This is a genomic window from Luteimonas terrae, assembly GCF_031457535.1.
Classification (GTDB): Bacteria; Pseudomonadota; Gammaproteobacteria; order Xanthomonadales; family Xanthomonadaceae; genus Luteimonas; species Luteimonas terrae_A.
In genome coordinates this window covers 111,660-133,115 of record NZ_JAVDWO010000005.1, presented here as the reverse complement: position 1 = coordinate 133,115, position 21,456 = coordinate 111,660, and the positions used below count along the sequence as shown (strand labels likewise).

Genomic DNA, 21,456 nt, shown 5'->3' with positions numbered 1-21,456 from the left:
TGCCCGCTCAGGCGATTGCGCGCTGGGCATTAGTGTCGCTGGGCTGGGTCGCAGCCGGGTTGGTCACATCATCCCGCTGCCCCCTGCGCAGCAGATCGATCGGGGCGGGTGACATTTCGAACGTATCGGACTCCATCGCAGTCTCGAACACGCGAACCTGCCCCCGCCCGCCCCGCTTTGCGGCGTACATGGCCTGATCGGCCTGGTGCATCAGCGTGGCGAGGCTATAGCCCGCACTGTCAACCGCCGCAACGCCGAAGCTTGCCGCAATTCGGAAGCCATATCCCGCTGCGCCTGTATCGATCGCGCCGAAGCGGGCCTGCACGTCACCGGCCAAACGGATCCCCGCCGCCGCGTCGAGTCCGGGCAGGAACAACGCGAACTCCTCGCCCCCCAGCCGTCCGAACACATCGACGTTGCGGCATAGCGGGCGCGCAGCCTCGGCCACGCGTCGCAGGGCCCAGTCGCCGGCAGCGTGCCCGAAGCGGTCGTTCACCTGCTTGAAATGGTCGAGGTCGAACATCACCAGCACCGCGGGCTCAGCGTCACGCGCGCACTCCCCGAGCGCGGCGGCGGCGCGTCCGGAGAAATGCTGCCGATTGCTGATACCGGTCAGCGCATCGGTCTCGGTCATGCGCTTGAGGCGCACCTGCAGCCGCTTGGTTTTATAGGCCCAGTAGCCGACCGAGGTCATACCGGCGATGAGCACCAGTGCCAGCAACAGCCAATTCTGCGCACGCTGCTCCGAAACCCGCTGCTGAAGCTCCAGGAGCTGGTTCTTCTGATGCAACAGTTCTATCTGCTGCGCCTGCTGCAGTGACTGGTGACGGACGACCTGATACGCCATCTCGCGCGATTTCACATCGTTGAAATAGGCTCGCTCCGCATCCGAGTACTGGCGATACGCCGCCAGGGTCGCGCTTGCGTCATCCCCTGCTTCCTCGATCTCGTACAGCACCCGGTACGCCACCACGATCGCAAGCAGGCTGGTGTGAGGCGCAAGCAGGGTCACCGCCTGTCGGGCGTGGCTGGCGGCGCCGGCACGGTCGCCCAGTGCCATCCGGTACTGGGCGATTGCAGCGTGGAACTGGCCGATCAGGATGGGATAGCCGGCGCGCTCTACCGGCTCCAATCCCTGCTCCAGCAGTTGCAGTGCTTCGCGGGTGCGTCCCTGACCGTGGTGCCAGCGCGCCACGTATTCGCGTGAGAACCCGGCCAAGATCGGCTCACCTGCCGCCTCGCAGTTCCGGACGGTGTCGTCGGCCTCCTGCTGGGAAATCGTCATGCCGAGTCCGAGACGCGACTCCAGCACGAGATTGCCATTGAGGCACAGGCTTCGGCCGGTCGGCGATTCGGACAACATCCGCTCGGCGTACCGCAGACCGATGCGGAATTCGCCCACTAGGTTGTATACGATGCCCGCGGATTGCAGCACGGTATGCCGGATATCGCGGTCAGCCACGCTCGATTCGAGCGGGAGTACGAACTCCAGCGTCTGCAACGCGTCGTGGAACTCCCGGGTGATCGCATAGGTGTTGGCCAGCAGGCCACCAGCTTCGAAGCGCAGCGGGTCCGGCATTCCCGGGCCCGAGAGTTCTTTCAGCAACGCGATAGCACCGGCGGTATCCCCGGTAATCACCATGCGGTGCGCCTGCAAGACGCGCAGCCGCTCACGCATCAACGGCGAAGCCTCGGGCTTGCGCGCTTCGAGGCGGATGAGGGCTTCCGAGAAGGCCTTGGTGTCCGCGGTCCGCAGTTGCCGCACCTCGTCGAACGCCTGCTCGAACGGCACAGCGGCGCCCGCCGGTCGGACGATGGCCGACACCACCAGAACCAGCAGGTAGATAACAGCGCGCATGATCCTTTGCGCCGCGCAGCCCTCAGGCCGGCGTCGGCGGCTCCTCCTCGGCAGGTTGCGAATCGTCATCCGGCTCATCGGAATCAGGCGCCTCGTCGGGCAGTTCCGTTTCCCCGCCGTCGGGCAGCGACACCATGCAGAGCATGACGGGGCGGGCACCGAGCGTCCTCGCCAGCGCGTCCTGGTCGCGGGACAGCAATGCGTCACGTGCTCCAGGCGCAAGCAGGCCGAAACCTGCCCAGTCCTGCAACATCAATTCCCCGCCACCGGTACGCCGACGCCCTGCCGACTCCAGAAATTCGATCGCATCCAAAACCGGTCCCCTTCCGATCCAAGCATTCAAATTGCCCGGATGCGCTCCCCCGAGGCACCCGGACCTGCGAGCCGACGCAGCATGTCGACATCCCGCTGCAGTGCTGCGACCGGGGGCACCGCCAGCGTGGTCTGCTGGGACAATGTCGCCTCGACCAACCCGGACAGCGGCAAGCGCTCGATCCTAGGCTGCAGATGGGGAAGCGTAGCAGCTTCGTAGAGCGTCACAACATGCGGAAGCGGATAATCGAGCGCCAGTTTCTCCACCAGCAACGACCGCTCATGCGCCGTATTGTTGAAACGGCCTGTGTCGCGCACACCGGCCACCCCGACCTGCCAGAGGACCAGCCACGCGGATGGATCCAGCTGGCGCTTGTAGAACATGAACTGGCTCGCCTCGTAATGCTGGCACCCGACTTCACCCGGGTCGACACCCAGATCCGCGTACAGGCAGTCGGCAGCCGAGATCCCGGGCTCCATCACCGCCTCGAATCCTTCCCGGCGCGCGCTTTCGATCGCCCGATGCGCCACTGTGGCGAAGACGCCCGGATGACCATAGAACACGCAGCAGACATCCAAACCAGACCGCACGGCATCGAGCACCGTCGCCACCATGTCCGCATAGGTTTCGTGGCGCGAACGGCCTTCGCGGTAATGCGGCTGCAGGCTGCGGACATCTGCATGCATGCGCTGGACCCAGCGTTCGACCACGGCATCGGACACGGCGACGAACACGACATCCGCCGATGTCACGTGGTCCCGCGCACGCGGCGCGAAATGCGCGCCCATCATCATGCCTACGCCGATACATGCCAGCCGTCCCGTCCCCTGCACGAATTTCCTCCGATAGATGCGCCGCCAATCTATTCGCAGGGCTGCGGGCGGGCAAGGCCCTCCCACCCGGCGAGCTCTAGGCGCCACTGGCACAGTCCACCTTCCACGTCCGGTGATTGAAAACCGAGCCGACCCGCGAGAGCCGCCATGGCGGCGTTGCCTCTGCGATGGCGAAGCAGGACAGAGCAGACGAGGCTTGTACGAAAGACCTCGGCCAGCAGCGCGGTGCAGGCTTCCCGCGCAAGCCCGCGTCCTTGCGCATTCGAGACCAACATGATTCCCATCTCCGCCAAGCCGATGCCCGGACCGGTCGACAGCGATATCAGACCGACATCGGCACCATCGCGCGTGGCCAGTGTCCAGTACAGCCTGCACGCAGGCACGCGATCCATTTCCGCGAGGACGGCATCAAACGCGGTCGATACAGCCCCCGGCGCCAGCGGACGACCGACATGACGCATGATGACCGGCGCAGTAAACAAACTGGCGAAGAGGTGGCAATCGATGTCGCGCAAGGGGCTTACACAAAGACGCGGCGTGTCGAAGTGCAGCGTCCGCAGAGATGCCGACAACGTGTAGCCGACACAAGTTGAGGCACCTGTGCACCCAGCCCTCAGCCTGCTCGCGACCACGCTCTGGTCGCGCGCCCTCACTTGTAGCGGACGCGTTGCGTCGATCACAGGAGCGGGATCCTCAGCGACCTGCAACGCGGGCATTGCCGTCCCTCACCCGCCTCGCGCCGTCAACACACGCTCGACGTCCGCCAGCGACAGACCCCGCGCACGCAGCAGGACAATCAAGTGGTACAGCAGGTCCGCGCTTTCGCCCAGCAGTTCCGCATCGCCCTGCACCACGCCGGCAAGCGCGGTTTCGACGCCCTCCTCGCCGACCTTCTGCGCGATGCGACGGATTTCGCCGTCGAACAGGCGGGTCGTGTAGCTGCCTTCGGGCCGCTCCCGCTCGCGACTTGCGATCAGCGCATCGAGCTCGGCCAGCACGCCCGCCGGCGCAGTCGGGAAACAGCTCGGACGCTGCAGGTGGCAGGTGGGCCCGCGCGGATGCGCGAGCACCAGAATGGTGTCGGCGTCGCAGTCGGCTTCCATTGAGACCAGCTGCAGCGTGTGACCGGACTGCTCGCCCTTGGTCCACAGGCGGTGCTTGCTGCGACTGAAGAACGTGACATGGCCGCAGCGCAGGGTTTCGGCATAGGCGGCGCGGTCCATGTAGCCGAGCATCAGCACACGCAGCGTGGCGGCGTCCTGCACGACGGCCGGCAGCAGGCCGTCGCCCTTGCTCCAATCGAGTGCATCAGCGTCGGGCGCGGTCGGCGTGGCGGTCGATGTCATGCGCGGCGGACCTCGATGTGCTGCGCGGCAAGTGCGCGCTTGAGTTCGGGAATGGCGATGCGGCCACTGTGGAACACGCTGGCCGCCAAGGCGCCGTCGACGTCGGCGTCCAGGAACACGTCGACGAAATGCGTGATCTCGCCGGCGCCGCCCGAGGCGATCAGCGGTACCGGGCACACCGCGCGCGCGGCCTGCAGCTGTTCGAGATCGTAGCCGGTGCGTACGCCGTCCTTGTCCATGCAGTTGAGGACGATCTCGCCAGCGCCCAGCCGCACCGCCTCGGCGATCCAGTCCAGCGTGCGGATCGGCAGTTCGCGGGTGCGGTCGGGATCGCCGGTATGGCTGCGCACGCGCCACTCGCCATCCGTCTCGCGGATCGAATCGATGCCAACGACCACGCATTGCACGCCGAATGCATCAGCAAGTTCGGAGATCAGTGCGGGACGCTCCAGCGCCGGCGTGTTGACCGAGATCTTGTCGGCGCCGGCATGCAGCACCGCGCGTGCGGTGTCGACGTCACGAATGCCGCCGGCCACGCAGAACGGAATGTCGATCAGCCGCGACACGCGCTCCACCCAGCCGCGGTCGACCGAGCGGCCCTGCGGACTGGCCGAGATGTCATAGAACACCAGTTCATCGGCGCCTTCGTCGCGGTAGCGCAGCGCGAGATCGACGATGTCGCCCATGTCGACGTGGTCGCGGAAGCGCATGCCCTTGACCACGCGGCCCTCGCGCACGTCGAGGCAGGGAATGATGCGGCGGCTCAACATGCCAGCGCCTCGGCCACACCCAGGCGGCCTTCGAGCAGCGCCCGCCCGAGCACGATGCCGCCACAGCCCTGGGCTTTGGCCGCGTGCACGTCGGCGAGTTCGCGCACGCCGCCCGAGGCCTGCACGTCGAGCGTGGGCACCAGCGCCTTGAGATGCGCGTAGAGATCGAGGTTGGGACCCGACAGCATGCCGTCGCGGGCGATGTCGGTGCTCAGCAGATGGCGCAGGCCGCCCTGCGCATAGCGCACCGCGAGCACGTCGAGCGTGGCATCGGCGGTTTCGGTCCAGCCATGCACCGGCAGATGCCAGACACCATCGCGGCCCTGGCGGGTATCGAGCGCGACGGTGATGCGCTCGGCGCCGAAGGTCTCGATCCATTGCAGCACCTGCGCCGGTTCGCGTACCGCCAGCGAGCCGACCACGACGCGTTCTGCGCCCGCATCGAGGATGCGGCGCACATCGTCTTCGGTGCGCACGCCGCCGCCGGTCTGCACACGCAGGCCGGTATCGGCACGGATGCGCGCGAGCAACGGCGCGAGCGTGTAGCCGCCCTCGCGTGCGGCATCGAGATCGACCAGGTGCAGCCACTCGGCGCCGGCCTCGGCATAGGCCTCGATCTGCACCAGCGGATCGTCGCCGTAGCGGGTTTCCTGCGCGTAATCGCCCTGCGCCAGGCGCACGACGCGGCCGTGGCGGATGTCGATCGCGGGATAGACGGTGAATGCCATGACTCAGGCCTCGAACGCGGGAGAGAGGAAATTGCGCAACACGCGCGCGCCGACGGCGGCGGAACGCTCGGGATGGAACTGGGTGCCGGCGACGTGGCCGCGACGCACCGCTGCGGCAAACGCCTGGCCGTGATCACCGGCCAGTACGCAGTCGTCGGTGACCGGTGCGGCGAAGCTGTGGACGAAATACGCTTGGGCGCCGTCGACGCCTTCAATCAGCGGATCGGGCCGCATCGCCCGCAGCGTGCTCCAGCCCATGTGCGGCACGCGCAGTCCGGGACCGCCACGCAGACGCGACACACGGCCCGGCAGCAGGCTGAGACCGGCCACCTCGCCCTCTTCCGAGGATTCGAACAACAGCTGCATGCCGACGCAGATCCCGAGCAGCGGACGCTCCAGCGTGCGCAGCACGTCGACCAATTCGAGTTGTTGCAGCCGTGCCATGACCTGCGCCGCCGTGCCGACGCCGGGCAGAATCACACGATCGGCAGCGCGGATGCTGGCGGCATCGGTGACCAGCGCCGCGTCGATGTCGAGACGCTCGAATGCGTAGCGCACTGAGCCCGTGTTGGCGCCGCCGGCGTCGACGATTACGACGCGCATGGGGTTTCCTTCGAAGTTCGGCGAGCTTTAGTGCGCAAACCAACTACCGTCATTCCCGCGAAGGCGGGGCGTTCAACAGCCCAATGGCTGGTCATCCATGGACGGATGCGCATTCGGGCCACACGTCCCTGGATTCCCGCTTTCGCGGGAATGACGAGTTCGACTGTCATGGAGTCCGTCACCATCACAACATCCCCTTCGTACTCGGCAACGCATCGCCGCTGCGCCGCACGGCCTGGCCGAGCGCGCGGGCGAAGGCCTTGAAGCAAGCTTCGACCTTGTGGTGATCGTTGTCGCCTTCGACCTTCAGATTGAGGTTCAGTGCGGCCGAGTCGCAGACCGAACGGAAAAAGTGCTCGACCAGTTCGGTCGGCATGTCGCCCACCCGTTCGCGCACGAAGCTGCCATTGAACACCAGGTAGGGCCGGCCGCCGAAATCGAGTGCGGCACTCGCCAGCGTCTCGTCCATCGGCAAGGTGAAGCCGTAGCGCGCCATGCCGCGCTTGTCGCCCAGCGCTTCGCGCAGCGCCTGGCCCAGCGCGATGCCGGTGTCCTCGATCGTGTGGTGTTCATCGATCTGCAGATCGCCCTCGGCCTGCACGACGAGCGAGATGCCGGCGTGCTTGCCGATCTGGTCGAGCATGTGGTCGAAGAACGGCAGGCCGGTCGACACGCGTGCATCGGTCGCAGCATCGAGATCGAGTTCGACGCGGATGCGGGTTTCCTTCGTGTTGCGCACCACGGTCGCGCGGCGCGGCGCATCGCACAGTTCGTGCGCGATGCCGGCCCAGTCCCACTCGCCGCCGAACTGCGCGGTGCGCAGCTTGAAACCGCGGATGCCGAGGTTGTCGGCGAACTGGAGGTCGGTATCGCGGTCGCCGACCATCGCCGAGCCGTCGAGATCGATACCGCGATCGCGCAGGTAGTGCATCACCAGACCCAGCGCCGGCTTGCGCGTCGGCGCGTTGTCGGCCGGCCAGCTGCGATCGACCAGCACTTCGCGGAACACGATGCCCTGGCTTTCGAAGATGCCTAGCATCAGATCGTTCGGGCCGTCGAATGTCGCCTGCGGATAACCGTCGGTGCCGAGGCCATCCTGGTTGGTGACGATGACGAACTCGAAGCCGGCATCACGCAGACGCAGCATCGCCGGAATCACCCCGGGCACGAAGCGCAGCTTCTCGAAGGCGTCGATCTGGAAATCGGCCGGTTCTTCGATCAGGGTGCCGTCGCGATCGACGAACAGGATCTTCTTGCCGCGCGCACTCATGCCGCGATCTCCATGGTTTGCAGTGCGGACAGCACGCGCGCGTTCTGCGCAGGCGTGCCGAGACTGATGCGCAGCGCGTCGCCGAGTTGCGGGGCGGCGCGCTGGTCGCGCACGACGATGCCGGCCGAGAGCAGCGCAGCGAACGCACGCTCGGCATCGGCGAAGCGGACCAGCAGATAGTTGCCGGCTGACGGATACACCCGGCGCACGCCGGCCATCGCGGCCAGAGCGGCCGCCAGGGCGTCGCGTTCGGCGACAGCTTCAGCGACGCGCGCTTTCGTCAGCGCGAGCGCGTCCGCCGACAGCCCCGCCAGCGCGAGGTCGGCGCACGGGGTCGGCACCGGATACGGGGCCTGGCAGCGGCGCAGCACCGCGATCAGATCGGGATGGCCGATCGCCACGCCGATGCGGGCGGCCGCGAGTGCATGCGCCTTCGACAGCGTGCGCAGCACCACGAGATTCTCGTGCGCGGCGAGCAGCGTGGTGGCCGAGGCTGTCCCGGCGAACTCGATGTAGGCCTCGTCGACAACCACGATCGCCCGGCCTGACAATGCATCGGCCAGGTGGTCGACCTCGGCCAGCGGCACCAGGCCGCCGGTCGGATTGGACGGCGAGCACAGGAACACGAGCTTGGCGCCACGCGAGAGCGCCGCGCTGCGGACCGCTTCCACGTCCACGACGAATCCTTCAGGGCCATCGACCAGCGGCACTTCGACGAACGCCGCGCCCTGCAGCCGTGCGCTGACCGCATACATGCCGAACACCGGCGGCGTCGCCAACACGGCATCCCGGCTGGGCACGCACAGCGCGCGCACCAGCAGGTCGATGGCCTCGTCGCTGCCGCGGCCGATCAGCAGCTGTTCGACGTCTACGCCATACAACGCCGCCAATCGCGCCTGCAGCTCGGGCGGCTGTGGCGATGGATACCGGCGGCAGCGTCCGTCGATATCGCCCGGATTCGCCAGCGGCGCTTCGTTGGCATTGAGCCAGACATCGCCTTCGAGCCGCTGCGTGCGCGCGGACGCATAGCCGGCGAAGTCACGCAGGTCCTCGCGGACCAGATCGTGCACGCTGCTCATGCCGCCGCCTTCGCGATCCGCAGCGCGACCGCGTTCGCATGCGCGTCGAGGCCTTCGGCGCGGGCCATCGTGACCGCATCAGGACCGATCGCGCGGATACCGGCCGCATTGGCCGACTGCACGCTGACCGTGTTCTGGAAGCTCGCCACGCTCACCCCGCTCCACGCGCGCGCCGCGCCGCCGGTCGGCAGTACATGGTTGGTGCCGCTGCAGTAATCGCCCAGCGCCTCGGGCGTCCAGTCGCCGAGGAATACCGAACCGGCAACCTCGACGTGATCGAGCCAGTCGCGCGGCGTGCGCAGCGCGAGGATCAAGTGTTCGGGCGCGTAGCGATTGCTGATCTCAAACGCGGTGGCGAGGGTGTCCACCCGCAACAGCCGCGAGCGCGCCATCGCCTGGCGTGCGATCGCCGCGCGGGGCAGCGCCGCGAGTTGCGCCGTCAGTTCGCGGCGCACCTTTTCCAGCAGCGCATCGTCGTCGGACAGCAGCAGCACCTGCGAATCCGGGCCGTGTTCGGCCTGCGACAGCAGATCAGCGGCGACGAACGCGGCGTCGGCGCCGGCATCGGCGATCACCAGCACTTCCGACGGGCCGGCCGGCATGTCGATCGCAACCGTCCCGCCCTGCGCGACCTGCTGCTTGGCCTCGGTCACGAAGCTGTTGCCGGGGCCGAACAGCTTGTCGCAGGCGGGCACACGCTCGGTGCCGAAGGCCATGGCAGCGATCGCCTGCGCGCCGCCGAGTTTGAACACGCGGTGCACGCCGGTGAGTCGGGCGGCCACCAGCACCGCTGGGTCGGCGCTGCCGTCCGCACGCGGCGGCGTGCACAGCACGACCTCGCGGCATCCGGCCAGGCGCGAGGGCACGCCGAGCATCAACGCGGTCGACGGCAGCGGCGCGGTGCCCGCCGGCACGTATAGGCCGACGCGCGGGATCGGCCGCACGATGCGCGCGCAATTGACGCCCTCGGCGGTGTCGACGTTGTAGCCGGGCGTCATGCCGGCCGCGTGGAAACGCTCGATGCGCGCCGCGGCATTGACCATCGCCTGACGCAGTTCGGCCGGCACCGCAGCCTCGGCAGCGACGAACTCGTCGGCGCCCACTTCGAAATCCTCGAGCGCGACGCGATCGAAACGCTCGGTCAGTTCGCGCAAGGCGACATCGCCGCGTGTACGCACATCGTCGAGCACGTCCGCGACTGCGCTGCGCGTCTGCGCAGCCACGGCCTGCGTGGGCCGGCGCAGGAGCTCGGTGCGCGTGTCGGCATCGGCATCGCACCAGTCGACGATCGCAGGGACCGCGCCATCGATGGCCATCGAATCGATCTGCACGTTCATGCCAGCATCCGCTCCACCGGCAGCACCATCACACCGGCCGCGCCGGCCTGCTTCAGCGCTTCAAGGCGCGGCCAGGTCATCTCGCCGTGGCAAAGCACCTGCAGCGCGACCTTGTCACTGCCGTCGACCTGCAGCAGCGTCGGCGCCTCGGCGTCGGGCAGCAGCTTGAGCAGTGCGTCCACGCCATCGCGACGCGCCTGGAACATCACCAGCCGGCTGTCACGCAGACGCAGCACACCGTCGAGGCGGCGCAGCAGCAGCGAGGCAAGTTCGCCGCGCACATCGGCGAACGGCGTGACCGGACCGGCCAGTACCGCCTCGCTGGTCATCAGCGTGACCGCGGGCTTGAGCTGGTTCGCAGTCAAGGTGGCACCACTGGAGACCAGATCGCAGATGAAGTCGGCCTGGCCGAGCCGCGGCGCGATCTCGACCGAGCCCGACAGATTCACGATCGTCGCCTGCACGCCCTGTGCGTCCAGCCACTGCTGCAACAGACTCGGATAGCTGGTCGCGATGCGGCTGCCCTGCAGCTGCGCCGGACCGGTCCACTCGGTGGATTCGGGAATCGCGATGTCGAGCCGGCAACCGCCGAAACCGAGGCTGCGTACCGCCTTCGACACCTGCGGCTGGCCGCGCAGTGCGCGATCTGCGCCGACTTCGTCGAGCACGTTGCGACCGACGATGCCGTAATCGCAGACGCCGTCGGCGAGCAGCCCGGGGATGTCGTCGTCACGGACCAGCAGCAGATCGACAGGCAACGTTTCGCCGTAGCAGAACAGCTTGTCGCGGCTCTCGCGCCAGGACAGGCCGCAGGACGCCAGCAGCGCGCGCGCCGGCTCGCTCAGGCGGCCGGACTTCTGGATGGCGATACGCAGGCGATCGCGCGTGGCGCCGCCGTTCACAGGACTCATGGGGTGACCTCAGTGGGATTCGTTGGTGCGCGCGGCGCGGCGCGCCGCGATCGCATAGCCGCCGGCGCCGCGATCGAGCGTGCGGGCGACGCGGCCGACCGTCGTCACGCTGACGCCGGTGCGATCGTGGATCTCGCGATACGGCACACCCTGCTGCAGCAGCGGCACCACGCGCCAGCGATCGACCAGCGCTTCCAGCTCGGCCGGCGTGCACAGATCGTCGAGAAAACGCGCGACCTCATCGGCCGTCTTCAGACCCGCGAACGCACGCGCCAAGGCCGTTAGCGAGGCACTGGCTTCATGGTCCGGCAGGGGTTCGGGACGTTGCTTCACGGGCGTGGCGAATCGTATCAATGTAATAGCGTGCTAGTACATTACTCCGATTCTGTAAGGAGTCAACCGGTCGGCATGCACCGCGCCACGGTGATTGGAAGCCAGCATGGCCAAAGAGCGGCACGTCGATCTGTCTCAGGCGCGCTGGTAACGCCCTGTTCCGCAGCTGGAGCATCTGGGCTACAGCGTTCCATCAATCCCGCATCCTTCTCGGTGAAGATCCGGAAACGACTTCGAACCCGGGTGACCCATGCGCGAACGTCTGCAGGCGCTGCTCGATGCGGGACGCGACGATGCACTGCTGCGCTTCGGACTGGGCAATGCCTGCCTGCAGGCGGGCGACCTGGACGCGGCGGCGACTCATCTTGCAGCCGCGACGCGACACGATCCCGATTACTCGGCGGCGTGGAAGCTGCTTGGCAAGGCACTGCTGGCGTCGGGGCGCGAGGACACGGCCGAAGCGGCATGGCGCGCGGGGCTTGACGCGGCGGCGCGGCGCGGGGATGTCCAGTCGTCGAAGGAGATGACGGTGTTCCTGCGCCGGATCGAGCGGGTGCGGCGGGCGGGCGCATAGACCGAGAGCGCAAAGCCTGAGACGCGTTCGCTTTGAACTGCCTCCCTTGCGATCGGGTCGGAACACTCATGTCGGAGCGCGCTTGCGCGCGATGGGGCTGACCGGGAAAGCGCCAACGCGCGCAAGCGCGCTCCTACAACAGTGCCGGATGCCCGCTAGTCGGCGCGGCGGCGCGCCTGCATCGCCATCCAGGCCAGCGCAACACCGCACAGGGCGCCCATCGACGACATGAACACCCGCGCGGCGAGGAAGTTGGGGTCGTGGATCTTCTGCAGCGCGATGCGCGCATACACCGGCGATTCGAGTTTGACCACGCCCATGTAGAACAGATGCCAGGCGTCGATGCCGGTCGCGATCCCCAGTGCCAGCAGGCAACTCCAGCCGAGCGCGGGACCGTGCGGCCAGCGGTTGCGCGCCCCGATCCAGTGGAACAGCAGGTAACACAGCACGCCGACGCCCAGCGCGATCAGCGCCGCCTCCATCACGCCCAGCCAGCCGAAGTGCAGCGCGAGGTTCAACCGCCGGTGTCCGGCGCGGGCACGCGCCAGCGCGGCAGCACGCCGAGCAGCGCACCTTCGGACACCAGCTTCACCGCGGCGGCGACTTCACCATCAAGCGCGCGGTCGCGATCGAGGAACGGGATCGCCTCGCGCACGATCGCGTGCGCCGCGGCGACGATCTCACCGGGATGGAAGGGGTCGCAGGCGGCGAGCTCGGCGCGCAGCGCTTCGACCTCGTCGACGAAGGCGCCACGGGTCGGGCGATCGGACGCCGGACCGCCCTGCACTTTCGCCGCAAGCGCTTCCGCATCGCCACGCCGCGCGAGATCGCGCGCCGCGTTGATCATGTCCACGCGCAGATCCAGCGCCTGCGCGGCGGTGTAGATCTCCAGCGCCAGCACCCTGCCCAGATCCTCGGCCATCGACAGCACGTGGCGCGCCTCGTTGGTGCCCATCGACACGTGGTCCTCGGCATTCGCGCTGGTCGGGATCGAATAGACGCTGGCCGGATGCGCGCGCGTGGCGAGATCGTTGACGATCGCCGCCGCGGTGTACTGCACGATCATGTAGCCCGATTCGGTCGCATCCTCATTGCCGATCAGAAAGCCTGGCAGGCCGTCGTTCGTCGCCGGGTCGACCAGCTTGTTGAGACGGCGCTCCGAGATCGACGCCAGCACCGGAATCGCGGCCTTGACGTAGCTCATCGCCAGCGCCAGCGGCATGCCGTGGAAATGGCCGGCGGAAATCACCTTCTCTTCGACGTGTTCGGCCTCACGGTCCGGAAACACCAGCGGGTTGTCGGTGACCGCGTTGAGTTCGATCTCGAACACGCGCTTGCCCTGCTCGATCGCATCGCGCACCGCGCCATGCACCTGCGGAATGCAGCGAAGTGAGTAGCTGTCCTGGGGCTGGTGCTTCTTGCCGCCGCGGAATGGGCGGAAGCGCGTGTAGAACTTCTCGCGGCCGTGGCGCTGGTCGCTCGGCACCCAGTCCCAGCCGATGTCGAAGCGCAAGGCCTGCGCCTCGGGCGTGTCCCAGCTCGTCGGCAACCACGGGCGGAAGCGCGGCACCAGGTGATACGGAATGTCGGCGAGCGTGGAACCGGCGAGCAGCTCGCGCAGATGCGCGGCGACCTCGACCTGGCCCGGATGCGGGCGCAACGCGTGGACGTCCGGATCGAACGCGCCGAGGCGACCGGCGAAGGCGTCGATCGTCATCGCCGCGGCGAGATCGGCGGTGTCGAGCAACGCATCGAGCTTCTGCAGCGCGAGCACACCGGTCGCCAGCATCTGCGCGGTACCGTTGTTGAGCGCCAGACCTTCCTTGTACGACAGCGTGACCGGCTCGAGACCGGCGCGCTTCAGCGCCTCGGCGCCCGGCATCCGCTCGCCGTCGACAAAAGCTTCGCCGCCGCCGAGCAGCACGATCGCCAGATGCGACAGCGGTGCGAGATCGCCGGATGCACCGACCGAACCCAGCGCGGGCACCACCGGCACGATGCCGGAATTGAGCAGCGCTGCCAGCGCCTGCAGCGTTTGCACGCGGATGCCCGAATGGCCCTTGAGCAGCGTGTTGATGCGGATGCACAGCATCGCGCGGACCACGTCCGCGGACAGCGGTTCACCGACGCAGACCGCATGGGTCACGATCAGATTGACCTGCAGTTCCTCGTGCAGCGAGCGACCCGACGGCGTCGCGCCCGGCAGATCGTCTCGCAGCGGACGCGCGCCGAGCAGGCGGTCGGCATTGCTGCCAAAGCCCGTCGACACGCCATAGATCGGCTCCTCGCGGCGCACCTGCTCGGCGAGAAAATCAGCGGCCCGGGCAACGCCGGTCAGCGCGTCGTCATCGAGCGCGACCGGTGCGCCGTGCGCGACCATGACCAGCTGCGCGCGGGTGAGCGAGCGGCCGTCGAGGCGGATGGATTTCATGGATGGAATCTCCTGCAGGTCACGGGTAGAACGGCTTTGCAGTCGCATCTGCAATCGGAACCGTCATTCCCGCGCAGGCGGGAATCCATGGACGTCGACATCTGAAAGAACAAAGTCCCTGGATCCCCGCCTGCGCGGGGATGACGGACCTCAACATTCCGCTCGCAACGGAGTCCATCACGCTTAGGGCATCGACCTCGCCTGCTCGCGCTCGACCAGCAGCGTGCGCGGCAGATCGTCGTCGGCGACTTCGAACTGTTCGCCGCGACGCAGGTCCTTGACCGCGACCACGCCCTTGGCGGCTTCGTCCTCGCCGCGGATCACGACGAAGCGTATGCCGGCGCGGTCGGCGTACTGCATCTGCTTGGCGAGCTTGCGCGGCTCGAGTTGGGTTTCGACGTTGAGGCCAGACGCGCGCAGACGCTGCGACAGCGCGAGCGCGTCGGGCAGCGAGGCGTCGTCGAGCAGCGTCACCAGTACGTCCACCGAACTGTCGGCCGTGGCGATGAGCCCCGCTTCGCGCAGCTGCCAGAACAGGCGCGTCAGGCCGATTGAGATGCCGACACCCGGCAGCTTCGACTTGGTGTAGTGGCTGGCGAGATTGTCGTAGCGGCCGCCCGAACAGATCGAACCGATCTGCGGGTGCGCATCGAGGATCGTCTCGTAGACCATGCCGGTGTAGTAGTCGAGACCGCGCGCGATCGACAGGTTCAATGCGTAACGCGATTCGGGCACGCCGAGCGCGCGCAGCTGGTTGAGCAGGTCGCGAAGTTCATTGCGGCCTTCCTCGAACAGATCGGTGCCGGCGCCCAGCGCGTCGAGCTTCGCCAACGCATCGTCATGACCGCTCGAGCGCACCCGCGAGAACGCCAGCAGACGCTCGGCGACTTCATCCGACAGGCCGAAGTCCTCGCCGGTCAGCGTCGCGCGCACCGCGTCCTCGCCACGCTTGTCGAGCTTGTCGATCTCGCGCAGCACGGTCATCTGGCGCGCGTCGTCGATGCCCTGCCCTTCGAAATAGCCGCGCAGCAGCTTGCGGTGGTTGAGCTGGATCGTGAACTCGCCGATGTCGAGCGCGGCGAACACCGCGCTGATCACGGCCGGCACTTCGGCGTCGTAACGCGGCGACAGCGAATCCTTGCCGATCACGTCGATGTCGCACTGGTAGAACTCGCGGAAGCGGCCGCGCTGCGCGCGCTCGCCACGGTAGACGCGCTGCATCTGGTAGCGGCGGAACGGGAACGCGAGGTCGTGCTCGTGCTCGGCGACGTAGCGCGCCAGCGGCACGGTCAGGTCAAAGCGCAGCGCGAGCTCGGGCAGGCCCTCGGATTGCTTCTCGAGCGCACCGGTCGACTGCACGAAATACACCTGCCGCTCGGTCTCGCCGCCGGATTTCGTCAGCAGCGTTTCGGACAGCTCGAACACCGGCGTCTCGATCGGCAGGAACCCGAAGCCCTCGAACGTGCGGCGGATCGTGTCCAGCATGCGCTGGAACGCGATCTGGTCGCGCGGCAACAGTTCCATGACGCCGGGCGGGGTCCGGGGCTTGATCATGCGGGCAGGCTCTTGTCGTGATGCGGGTGGAGGCGGACATTCTAATGCGTCCCCAACCGGGACAGCGGCGGGGCCAGACTCGACCTGTAGGAGCGCGCTCGCGCGCGAGGGCGTTCCCGGTGGAGCCTTCGCGCGCAAGCGCGCTCCTACACGGAAGCCGTTTGCGCGCGCGGGACATCATGCAGGCGCCCGTCACGCAGCCACAGGTGCCGGTCGACGAGGCCGGGCGGCAGCGCGCCGTGGGTGATCAACAACAGGCTGCGGCCGGCCAGCAGTTCAGGCAGTTCACGCAGCAGCGCGTCGGCAGTGTCGTGGTCGAGGCCTTCGGTCGGCTCGTCGAGCACCACCAGCGGCGCATCGCGCAGCAGCGCACGCGCCAGGGCCAGGCGCCGGGCCTGACCGGCCGACATCGTGACGCCGGCCTCGCCGACCCAGGCATCGAGACCGCCGATCCGCTCGGCCCAGCCCTGGAGCCGCACCTGCGCGAGCATTGCCCACAGCGTGGCGTCATCGGCCTGCGGCGCGCCGAACATCAGGTTGTCGCGCACGCGACCGGCGAACACCGGCGCGTTCTGTGGCAGCCAGGCAATGCGCGCGTACCAGTCCGACTGCGCCATCGCGCGCAGGTCCACGCCCGCCCAGGTCACCTGCCCGGCTTGCGCTTCGGCGCTGCGCAGCAGCAGCGCGCTCAGTGTGGATTTGCCGGCGCCGCTGTCGCCGCTGATCGCGATGCGCTCGCCTGGGGCGATGCTCAGATCCAGCCCATCCAGCACCGGACGCGCATCCGCTGCCCAGGCGAAGCGCACGTCCTCGAAGCGCAACGCGCCATGGGCCGGCACTGCGACGGGGTGCGCGGGGTCTTGCACCGCAGGCGATGCGCCGGCCACCGCATCGAGACGCGTGATCGAGGCGCGCGCGGCCAGCAGCGCCTGCCAGGCGAGGCCTGCTCCAGCCCAGGCCTCGAACAATCCGATCGCGATGAAGAAGATGGCTGCGGCATGCGCCGCCGGCAGCGCGCCGGCGGTGAAGCCGGTGGCGACGCTCCACAGCAGACCGAGCAGTCCGACCGCGGCGATACCGCCGTGCAGGGCCTGCGCATCGGCCAAGCGGCGACGGCGCGTGCGCTCGAGATCGGCGACGTCATTCGCGTCTGCCTCCACGCGGGCGAGCCAGCCTGCGGTCGCGTCGAGCGCGGCCAGATCGGCGCAGCCTTCGTAGAGTTCGTGCAGGCGCGCGCGCAGCGCGGCGCGTCGTTGCGCGCGCAGGGTTTCCTCGGCCGCACGGCGCCAGGCCACGCACGCCGGCACGCCGATCGCGAGCAGTACCGCGATCAGCGCCAGCCACGCCGCACTGGGCGGATGCAGCCAGGCGACGACACCGAGTCCGAACACGCCTATACCGAGCAAGGCCAGCAGTGGCCCGGTCGCGCGAAGCAGCAGGCCGTCGACCGCATCGATGTCGTCGAGCAGACGGGCGAGCAGATCGCCGGTGCGCAGGCGGCCCAGCTGCGCCGGACTCAGACGCAGCGCGCGGGCGAAAAACCAGCTGCGCAGATCACGCGCGATGCGCAGCATCGTGTCGTGGCCCAGCAGTTTTTCCAGATAGCGCGAGACGATGCGCGCCAGCGTCAACCCGCGGATACCGGCTGACGGGGTGAAGAAATTGAAGCTGCCGAGCACGCCGTAGGTCAGCGCCGCGCCGGTGAGAAACGCACCCGACACGCCGAGCAGCCCGACGCCGGCCACCAGCGTCAGCAGCATCAGCGCAACGGCAAGCAGCACGCCGCGGCGATGGCCGCGCAGCAGCAAGCGTGTGGACTGGATGCGGCTCAGGTCCTGACCGCTCACGGTGCGACCTCCACTGGTGCGGGCACGTGCCATTGCGTGCCCGCCCAGGCCATCACCGCCTCGCTGTGGGTGGCGACGATGACGGTGCAACCCGGCAGATGGGCATCCAGCGCGGCGAGCAGGTCGGCTTCGGTCGCCGGATCGAGGAACGCCGTGGGTTCGTCGAGCAGCAGCAACTGCGGACGCAGCAGCAGCGCGCGGGCCAGCGCCACACGACGCGCCTCGCCCCCCGACAGGCCGAACCCGCGCTCACCGATCACCGTGTCCATGCCGTCGGGCAACTGCGACACGAATCGGGTCACCTGCGCCACGCGCGCCGCCTCGGCGAGTTCGGCATCGGTGGCATCGGCCGCGCCGATGCGCAGGTTGTCGGCGATGCTGCCGTGGAACAGCCACGGCCGCTGGCCGGCGAGCGCGATGCGCGTGCCGGGCGCGATGTCGATACGTCCGGATTCGGGCGTCAGCCAGCCGGCCAGCGCGTCGAGCAGCGTGCTCTTGCCGGAACCGCTGGGGCCGACGAGGGCGAGGCGCGCGCCGGGTTGGACGTGCAACGAGATGTCCTGCAGTACGGGGGTGCGGGCTTCGGGGTGGCGCAGCGTGACGTCTGAAACGCGAACGGCGGCTGGCTGGGACGATTGCGAGGGATGGATTTCCGCGCGCACGCAAGCTTCGCCCCCATCCCAACCTTCCCCCACTTGTGGGGTAAGGGGCGAACCCGAAGCGATCATCGGCAATCCATCGAACGCCGCCTCGATCTCCGCCACCGCTGCCAGCGCGTTCGCGCGGTCGTGGTAGTTCGCCGCCAACCGCCGCATCGGCGCGTAGAACTCCGGGGCGAGCAGCAGGCAGAACAGGCCGGTCGACAGCGGCAGGGTCACGCCACGCAGGTCGAGCATGCCCAGATACGTGAAACCGAAATACACCGCGACCAGGGCCACGCTGACCGATGCGAAGAACTCCAGAACGGCGGATGACAGGAACGCGATCCGCAGCACACGCATGCTGCGCACCCGGATGGTCTCGGTCGCCTCGCCAACCTGCGCCAGTTCCGCGTCGCCGCGGCCGTAGACGCGGATCAGGTCCAGCCCGCGCAGGCGGTCGGTGAAATGCGCACCGGCGCGCGCGAGTGCGGCCAGCTGGCGGCGACCGGCGGTCTCGGCGCCCATGCCGATCAGCATCATGAAGATCGGCGCCAACGGCGCGGTCAACAGCAACACCAGGCCGACGATCCAGTCGGCGGCGAACACGGCGATCAGAATCGCGACCGGCACCAGTGCGAGTTCGGCGCGCGCCACCAGATAGCCGCCGTAATAGCCGGCGGTCGCATCGACGTGCCCGGTCGACAGCGCGACCAGCGCGCCGCTGCGTCGGCCACGCAACCACACCGGGCCACGCGCGGCGACAGCGCCGGCAAGACCGGCGCGCAAGCGTGCGAGTACGGACTCGATGACATCCGCCTGCAGCCGCTGCCCCGCCCACACCAGCAGCGTGCGCGCGAGCAGCGTCGCGGCCAACAACATCAATGGCGCATGCAGGGCGTCGAGGCCGGCGCGCGCGAACAACAAGGCATCGAGTGCCCAGGCGATTGCGGCGGCCTGCGGAATCCACAGCCAGCCGGCCAATACCTGACAGGCGCAGGCGCGGCGATGACGCGTGCGCCACGGTGCGAGCTGCGTGTCGAGCCAGCGGGTGCGCCGACGTCGCGCATCGGCCGTGGTCCCCGGCGGAGGCGCACTCATGCGGATGTGGTCATGCGGATGCGGACATGCAGGTTCCGGAACGCGGACACCGCACACCGGTATCGCGAGACGCTAGTATCGCAGCCCGCCGCGTCCGGAACGCGGCCGCGATCGCCTTCGATGCGCGGCTGCAAATTCCCTTCACGAAGTGCTTGCCCTCCCCGAGGGTGCGTCAGTAGAATGCGCGGCTCACCTTCGGGGTGTAGCTCAGTCTGGTAGAGCGCTACGTTCGGGACGTAGAGGTCGCAGGTTCGAATCCTGTCTCCCCGACCATCCGCAGCAATGCGGTAGGTGATATCGAAAACCGGCCCTCGCGCCGGTTTTTTCGTTTTTCCGGCCGTGCCCGGTTCACGGCGATGGATGGTTCTCCCGCCGCCATGACTTCGCGCCCCATCGCGCATCCCGCGTCCCGTCTGCTGCCCGCGCTGGTGCTGGCCGGCATCGCCCTGTCGGCGTTCAACCTGCGCACCGCGGTGACATCGCTGACACCGCTGCTGGACGTGCTCGGCACGGTGTTCGGATTCGGCTCCACCACCGCCGGCCTGCTCGGCATGCTGCCGACCGCAGCGTTCGCGGTCTTCGGCGTCATCACCCCGGCGCTGATCCGCCGCATCGGACTCGAGCGCACCGCATTGCTGGCGATGTCGCTGGCGGGCGGCGGCCTGGTGCTGCGCTCACTCGCCGACAGCGTCGGTGTGCTGGGCCTCGGCGCCGCGATCGCGCTGGCCGGCATGGGCATCGGCAACGTGGTGCTGCCGCCACTGGTCAAACGCTGGTTTCCGACGCGCGTGGGCGCGATCAGCACCCTCTACATCACCGTGCTGCAGCTCGGCACGATGCTGCCGGCATTGCTCGCGGTCCCGCTCGCCGATGCAACCAGCTGGCGCTTCGCCCTGGGCATCTGGTCGCTCACCGCGTTCGTGGCCGCGGTGCCTTGGTTGTGGCTGCTGCTGCGCCATCGCGAGGCGCTCGCCCCGCCTGCGCCGATCGTCGACCCGCACGCCGTTGCCGCATCAGCCGGGCGCGCCTGGCGTTCGCCGATCGCCTGGGGCATGGCCTTGATGTTCGGCATGACCTCGCTGATCACCTACGCGATGTTCACCTGGCTGCCGCTGCTGCTGACCGAGGCCGGCGCCTCCCCCGCCTTCGGCGGCACGATGGTCGCGCTGTTCTCCACGCTCGGCCTGCTCGGCGCGCTCGGCATGCCGTCGATCGCGGTGCGTATGCGCAACCCCTTCGTGATCGTGCTGCTGTGCGCGTGCTGTCACCTGACGGCCTTCGCCGGCCTGCTGTTCGCGCCGATGGCCGCGCCGGTGCTGTGGGTGATCCTGTTGGGCCTCGGCCCCAGCACCTTTCCGCTGGCGCTCACCCTGATCAATCTGCGCACGCGCACGCCGGTCGGCTCGGCGGCGTTGTCGGGCTTCATGCAGGGCACGGGCTACGCGCTCAGCTGCGCCGGCCCGTTGCTGTTCGGCGTCCTGCATGACGCGACCGGCGGCTGGCGCTGGCCGTTCGCGATGCTGGTGGTCGCAGTCGCGGTGCTGGTAGTCGGCGGCTGGCTGGCCTGCAAACCGCGCTGGCTCGAAGATAGCTGGTAAAAAGCCCTGGCCCCGCGCGGCCTGCCCCCTGCGCTGGCTTGATTGAGATTTTTCTTAGCCACCTGAACGGGGTACGTAAAAGCCTGTTCAGTCGCTATCTCCGCGCGAACGTGTCCTCAAAATGCGACGGCTCTGGACGAATTTCGCCTCATAACGTGACGCGTTCCTCACTTTGTAACCGCCAGCATCCCGCCGCCGCTGCACCCGACGTGCAGCTCCCAAGTCAAGCGAGATGCCGTGCCCGTCTGTCCGCGCCGTTCCGGTCACCCCTTCGTCCTGTCTCAAGCCTTGCTGTTCACCTGCCTCGCAGGGGCGTTGAGCGGCCCGGCATT

General features: G+C 68.3%; 20 protein-coding genes and 1 tRNA gene. 3 read left to right on the top strand and 18 right to left on the bottom strand.

The genetic code is table 11. The features are described from left to right. Positions 1-7 precede the first annotated feature (7 nt). The 13 genes from J2W68_RS07525 to J2W68_RS07465 form a co-directional block, all read right to left on the bottom strand. Positions 8-1,858 (bottom strand): GGDEF domain-containing protein, encoded by a 1,851-nt coding sequence (locus J2W68_RS07525; RefSeq protein WP_310234181.1) that lies wholly within the window; start codon positions 1,856-1,858, stop codon positions 8-10. Positions 1,859-1,880: 22 nt separating this feature from the next. After that, positions 1,881-2,171, bottom strand: a complete 291-nt coding sequence (locus J2W68_RS07520; protein WP_310234178.1) for a hypothetical protein — start codon at positions 2,169-2,171, stop codon at positions 1,881-1,883. Between the two features lie 26 nt (positions 2,172-2,197). Next, positions 2,198-3,004 carry an SAM-dependent methyltransferase gene (locus tag J2W68_RS07515; protein WP_310234479.1) on the bottom strand — a complete coding sequence of 269 codons (807 nt, stop codon included), beginning with the start codon at positions 3,002-3,004 and terminating at the stop codon, positions 2,198-2,200. Positions 3,005-3,033: 29 nt separating this feature from the next. Then, positions 3,034-3,720, bottom strand: coding sequence for a GNAT family N-acetyltransferase (locus tag J2W68_RS07510; protein WP_310234176.1), 687 nt, complete (start codon positions 3,718-3,720; stop codon positions 3,034-3,036). Positions 3,721-3,729: 9 nt separating this feature from the next. Further along, positions 3,730-4,350, bottom strand: a complete 621-nt coding sequence (hisIE, locus tag J2W68_RS07505) for a bifunctional phosphoribosyl-AMP cyclohydrolase/phosphoribosyl-ATP diphosphatase HisIE (protein WP_310234173.1) — start codon at positions 4,348-4,350, stop codon at positions 3,730-3,732. Then, a complete protein-coding gene (hisF, locus tag J2W68_RS07500; protein WP_310234170.1) occupies positions 4,347-5,120 on the bottom strand; it encodes an imidazole glycerol phosphate synthase subunit HisF in 774 nt (257 codons plus the stop codon). Before hisF ends, hisIE begins: the two co-directional genes overlap by 4 nt. Further along, positions 5,114-5,848 (bottom strand): 1-(5-phosphoribosyl)-5-[(5-phosphoribosylamino)methylideneamino]imidazole-4-carboxamide isomerase, encoded by a 735-nt coding sequence (gene hisA / locus J2W68_RS07495; RefSeq protein WP_310234168.1) that lies wholly within the window; start codon positions 5,846-5,848, stop codon positions 5,114-5,116. Before hisA ends, hisF begins: the two co-directional genes overlap by 7 nt. A gap of 3 nt (positions 5,849-5,851) precedes the next feature. Then, on the bottom strand, positions 5,852-6,451 hold the full coding sequence (gene hisH, locus J2W68_RS07490) for an imidazole glycerol phosphate synthase subunit HisH (RefSeq protein WP_310234166.1): 600 nt from the start codon (positions 6,449-6,451) through the stop codon (positions 5,852-5,854). Positions 6,452-6,635: 184 nt separating this feature from the next. Continuing rightward, positions 6,636-7,721, bottom strand: a complete 1,086-nt coding sequence (gene hisB / locus J2W68_RS07485; protein WP_310234165.1) for a bifunctional histidinol-phosphatase/imidazoleglycerol-phosphate dehydratase HisB — start codon at positions 7,719-7,721, stop codon at positions 6,636-6,638. Further along, entirely contained in the window at positions 7,718-8,800 is a 1,083-nt protein-coding gene (hisC, locus tag J2W68_RS07480; RefSeq protein WP_310234162.1) for a histidinol-phosphate transaminase, read from the bottom strand. Before hisC ends, hisB begins: the two co-directional genes overlap by 4 nt. Beyond that, entirely contained in the window at positions 8,797-10,116 is a 1,320-nt protein-coding gene (gene hisD, locus J2W68_RS07475; protein ID WP_310234477.1) for a histidinol dehydrogenase, read from the bottom strand. The genes hisC and hisD overlap by 4 nt, the downstream gene beginning before the upstream one ends. Positions 10,117-10,133: 17 nt before the next feature. Further along, positions 10,134-11,048: an ATP phosphoribosyltransferase gene (gene hisG, locus J2W68_RS07470; protein ID WP_310234160.1), complete on the bottom strand. Its 915-nt coding sequence runs from the start codon at positions 11,046-11,048 to the stop codon at positions 10,134-10,136. A 9-nt stretch (positions 11,049-11,057) separates the two neighbouring features. Further along, the gene (locus tag J2W68_RS07465) at positions 11,058-11,381 is read right to left on the bottom strand and encodes a YerC/YecD family TrpR-related protein (protein WP_310234157.1); all 324 of its coding nucleotides are present in this window, start codon (positions 11,379-11,381) and stop codon (positions 11,058-11,060) included. A gap of 250 nt (positions 11,382-11,631) precedes the next feature. Here J2W68_RS07465 and J2W68_RS07460 point away from each other — a divergent pair, with 250 nt between their 5' ends. After that, positions 11,632-11,955 (top strand): tetratricopeptide repeat protein, encoded by a 324-nt coding sequence (locus J2W68_RS07460; protein WP_310234155.1) that lies wholly within the window; start codon positions 11,632-11,634, stop codon positions 11,953-11,955. 155 nt (positions 11,956-12,110) lie between these two features. On the opposite strand, the gene J2W68_RS07455 is transcribed toward J2W68_RS07460, so the two are convergent. The 5 genes from J2W68_RS07455 to cydD form a co-directional block, all read right to left on the bottom strand. Next, entirely contained in the window at positions 12,111-12,473 is a 363-nt protein-coding gene (locus tag J2W68_RS07455) for a hypothetical protein (protein ID WP_310234153.1), read from the bottom strand. Beyond that, positions 12,470-14,386, bottom strand: a complete 1,917-nt coding sequence (locus tag J2W68_RS07450; protein WP_310234151.1) for an HAL/PAL/TAL family ammonia-lyase — start codon at positions 14,384-14,386, stop codon at positions 12,470-12,472. The genes J2W68_RS07455 and J2W68_RS07450 overlap by 4 nt, the downstream gene beginning before the upstream one ends. A gap of 183 nt (positions 14,387-14,569) precedes the next feature. Then, complete coding sequence (gene hisS, locus J2W68_RS07445; protein ID WP_310234148.1) at positions 14,570-15,940, bottom strand: histidine--tRNA ligase; 1,371 nt, start codon at positions 15,938-15,940, stop codon at positions 14,570-14,572. 146 nt (positions 15,941-16,086) lie between these two features. Further along, positions 16,087-17,772 (bottom strand): thiol reductant ABC exporter subunit CydC, encoded by a 1,686-nt coding sequence (gene cydC, locus J2W68_RS07440; protein WP_310234474.1) that lies wholly within the window; start codon positions 17,770-17,772, stop codon positions 16,087-16,089. An 11-nt stretch (positions 17,773-17,783) separates the two neighbouring features. Next, positions 17,784-19,526 (bottom strand): thiol reductant ABC exporter subunit CydD, encoded by a 1,743-nt coding sequence (gene cydD / locus J2W68_RS07435; protein ID WP_310234145.1) that lies wholly within the window; start codon positions 19,524-19,526, stop codon positions 17,784-17,786. 196 nt (positions 19,527-19,722) lie between these two features. On the opposite strand from cydD, the gene J2W68_RS07430 reads away from it, so the two are divergent. Together J2W68_RS07430 and J2W68_RS07425 are read left to right on the top strand one after the other, a co-directional pair. Next, positions 19,723-19,799, top strand: a tRNA-Pro gene (locus J2W68_RS07430). A 104-nt stretch (positions 19,800-19,903) separates the two neighbouring features. After that, a complete protein-coding gene (locus J2W68_RS07425) occupies positions 19,904-21,124 on the top strand; it encodes a CynX/NimT family MFS transporter (protein ID WP_310234142.1) in 1,221 nt (406 codons plus the stop codon). Positions 21,125-21,456: the final 332 nt, after the last annotated feature.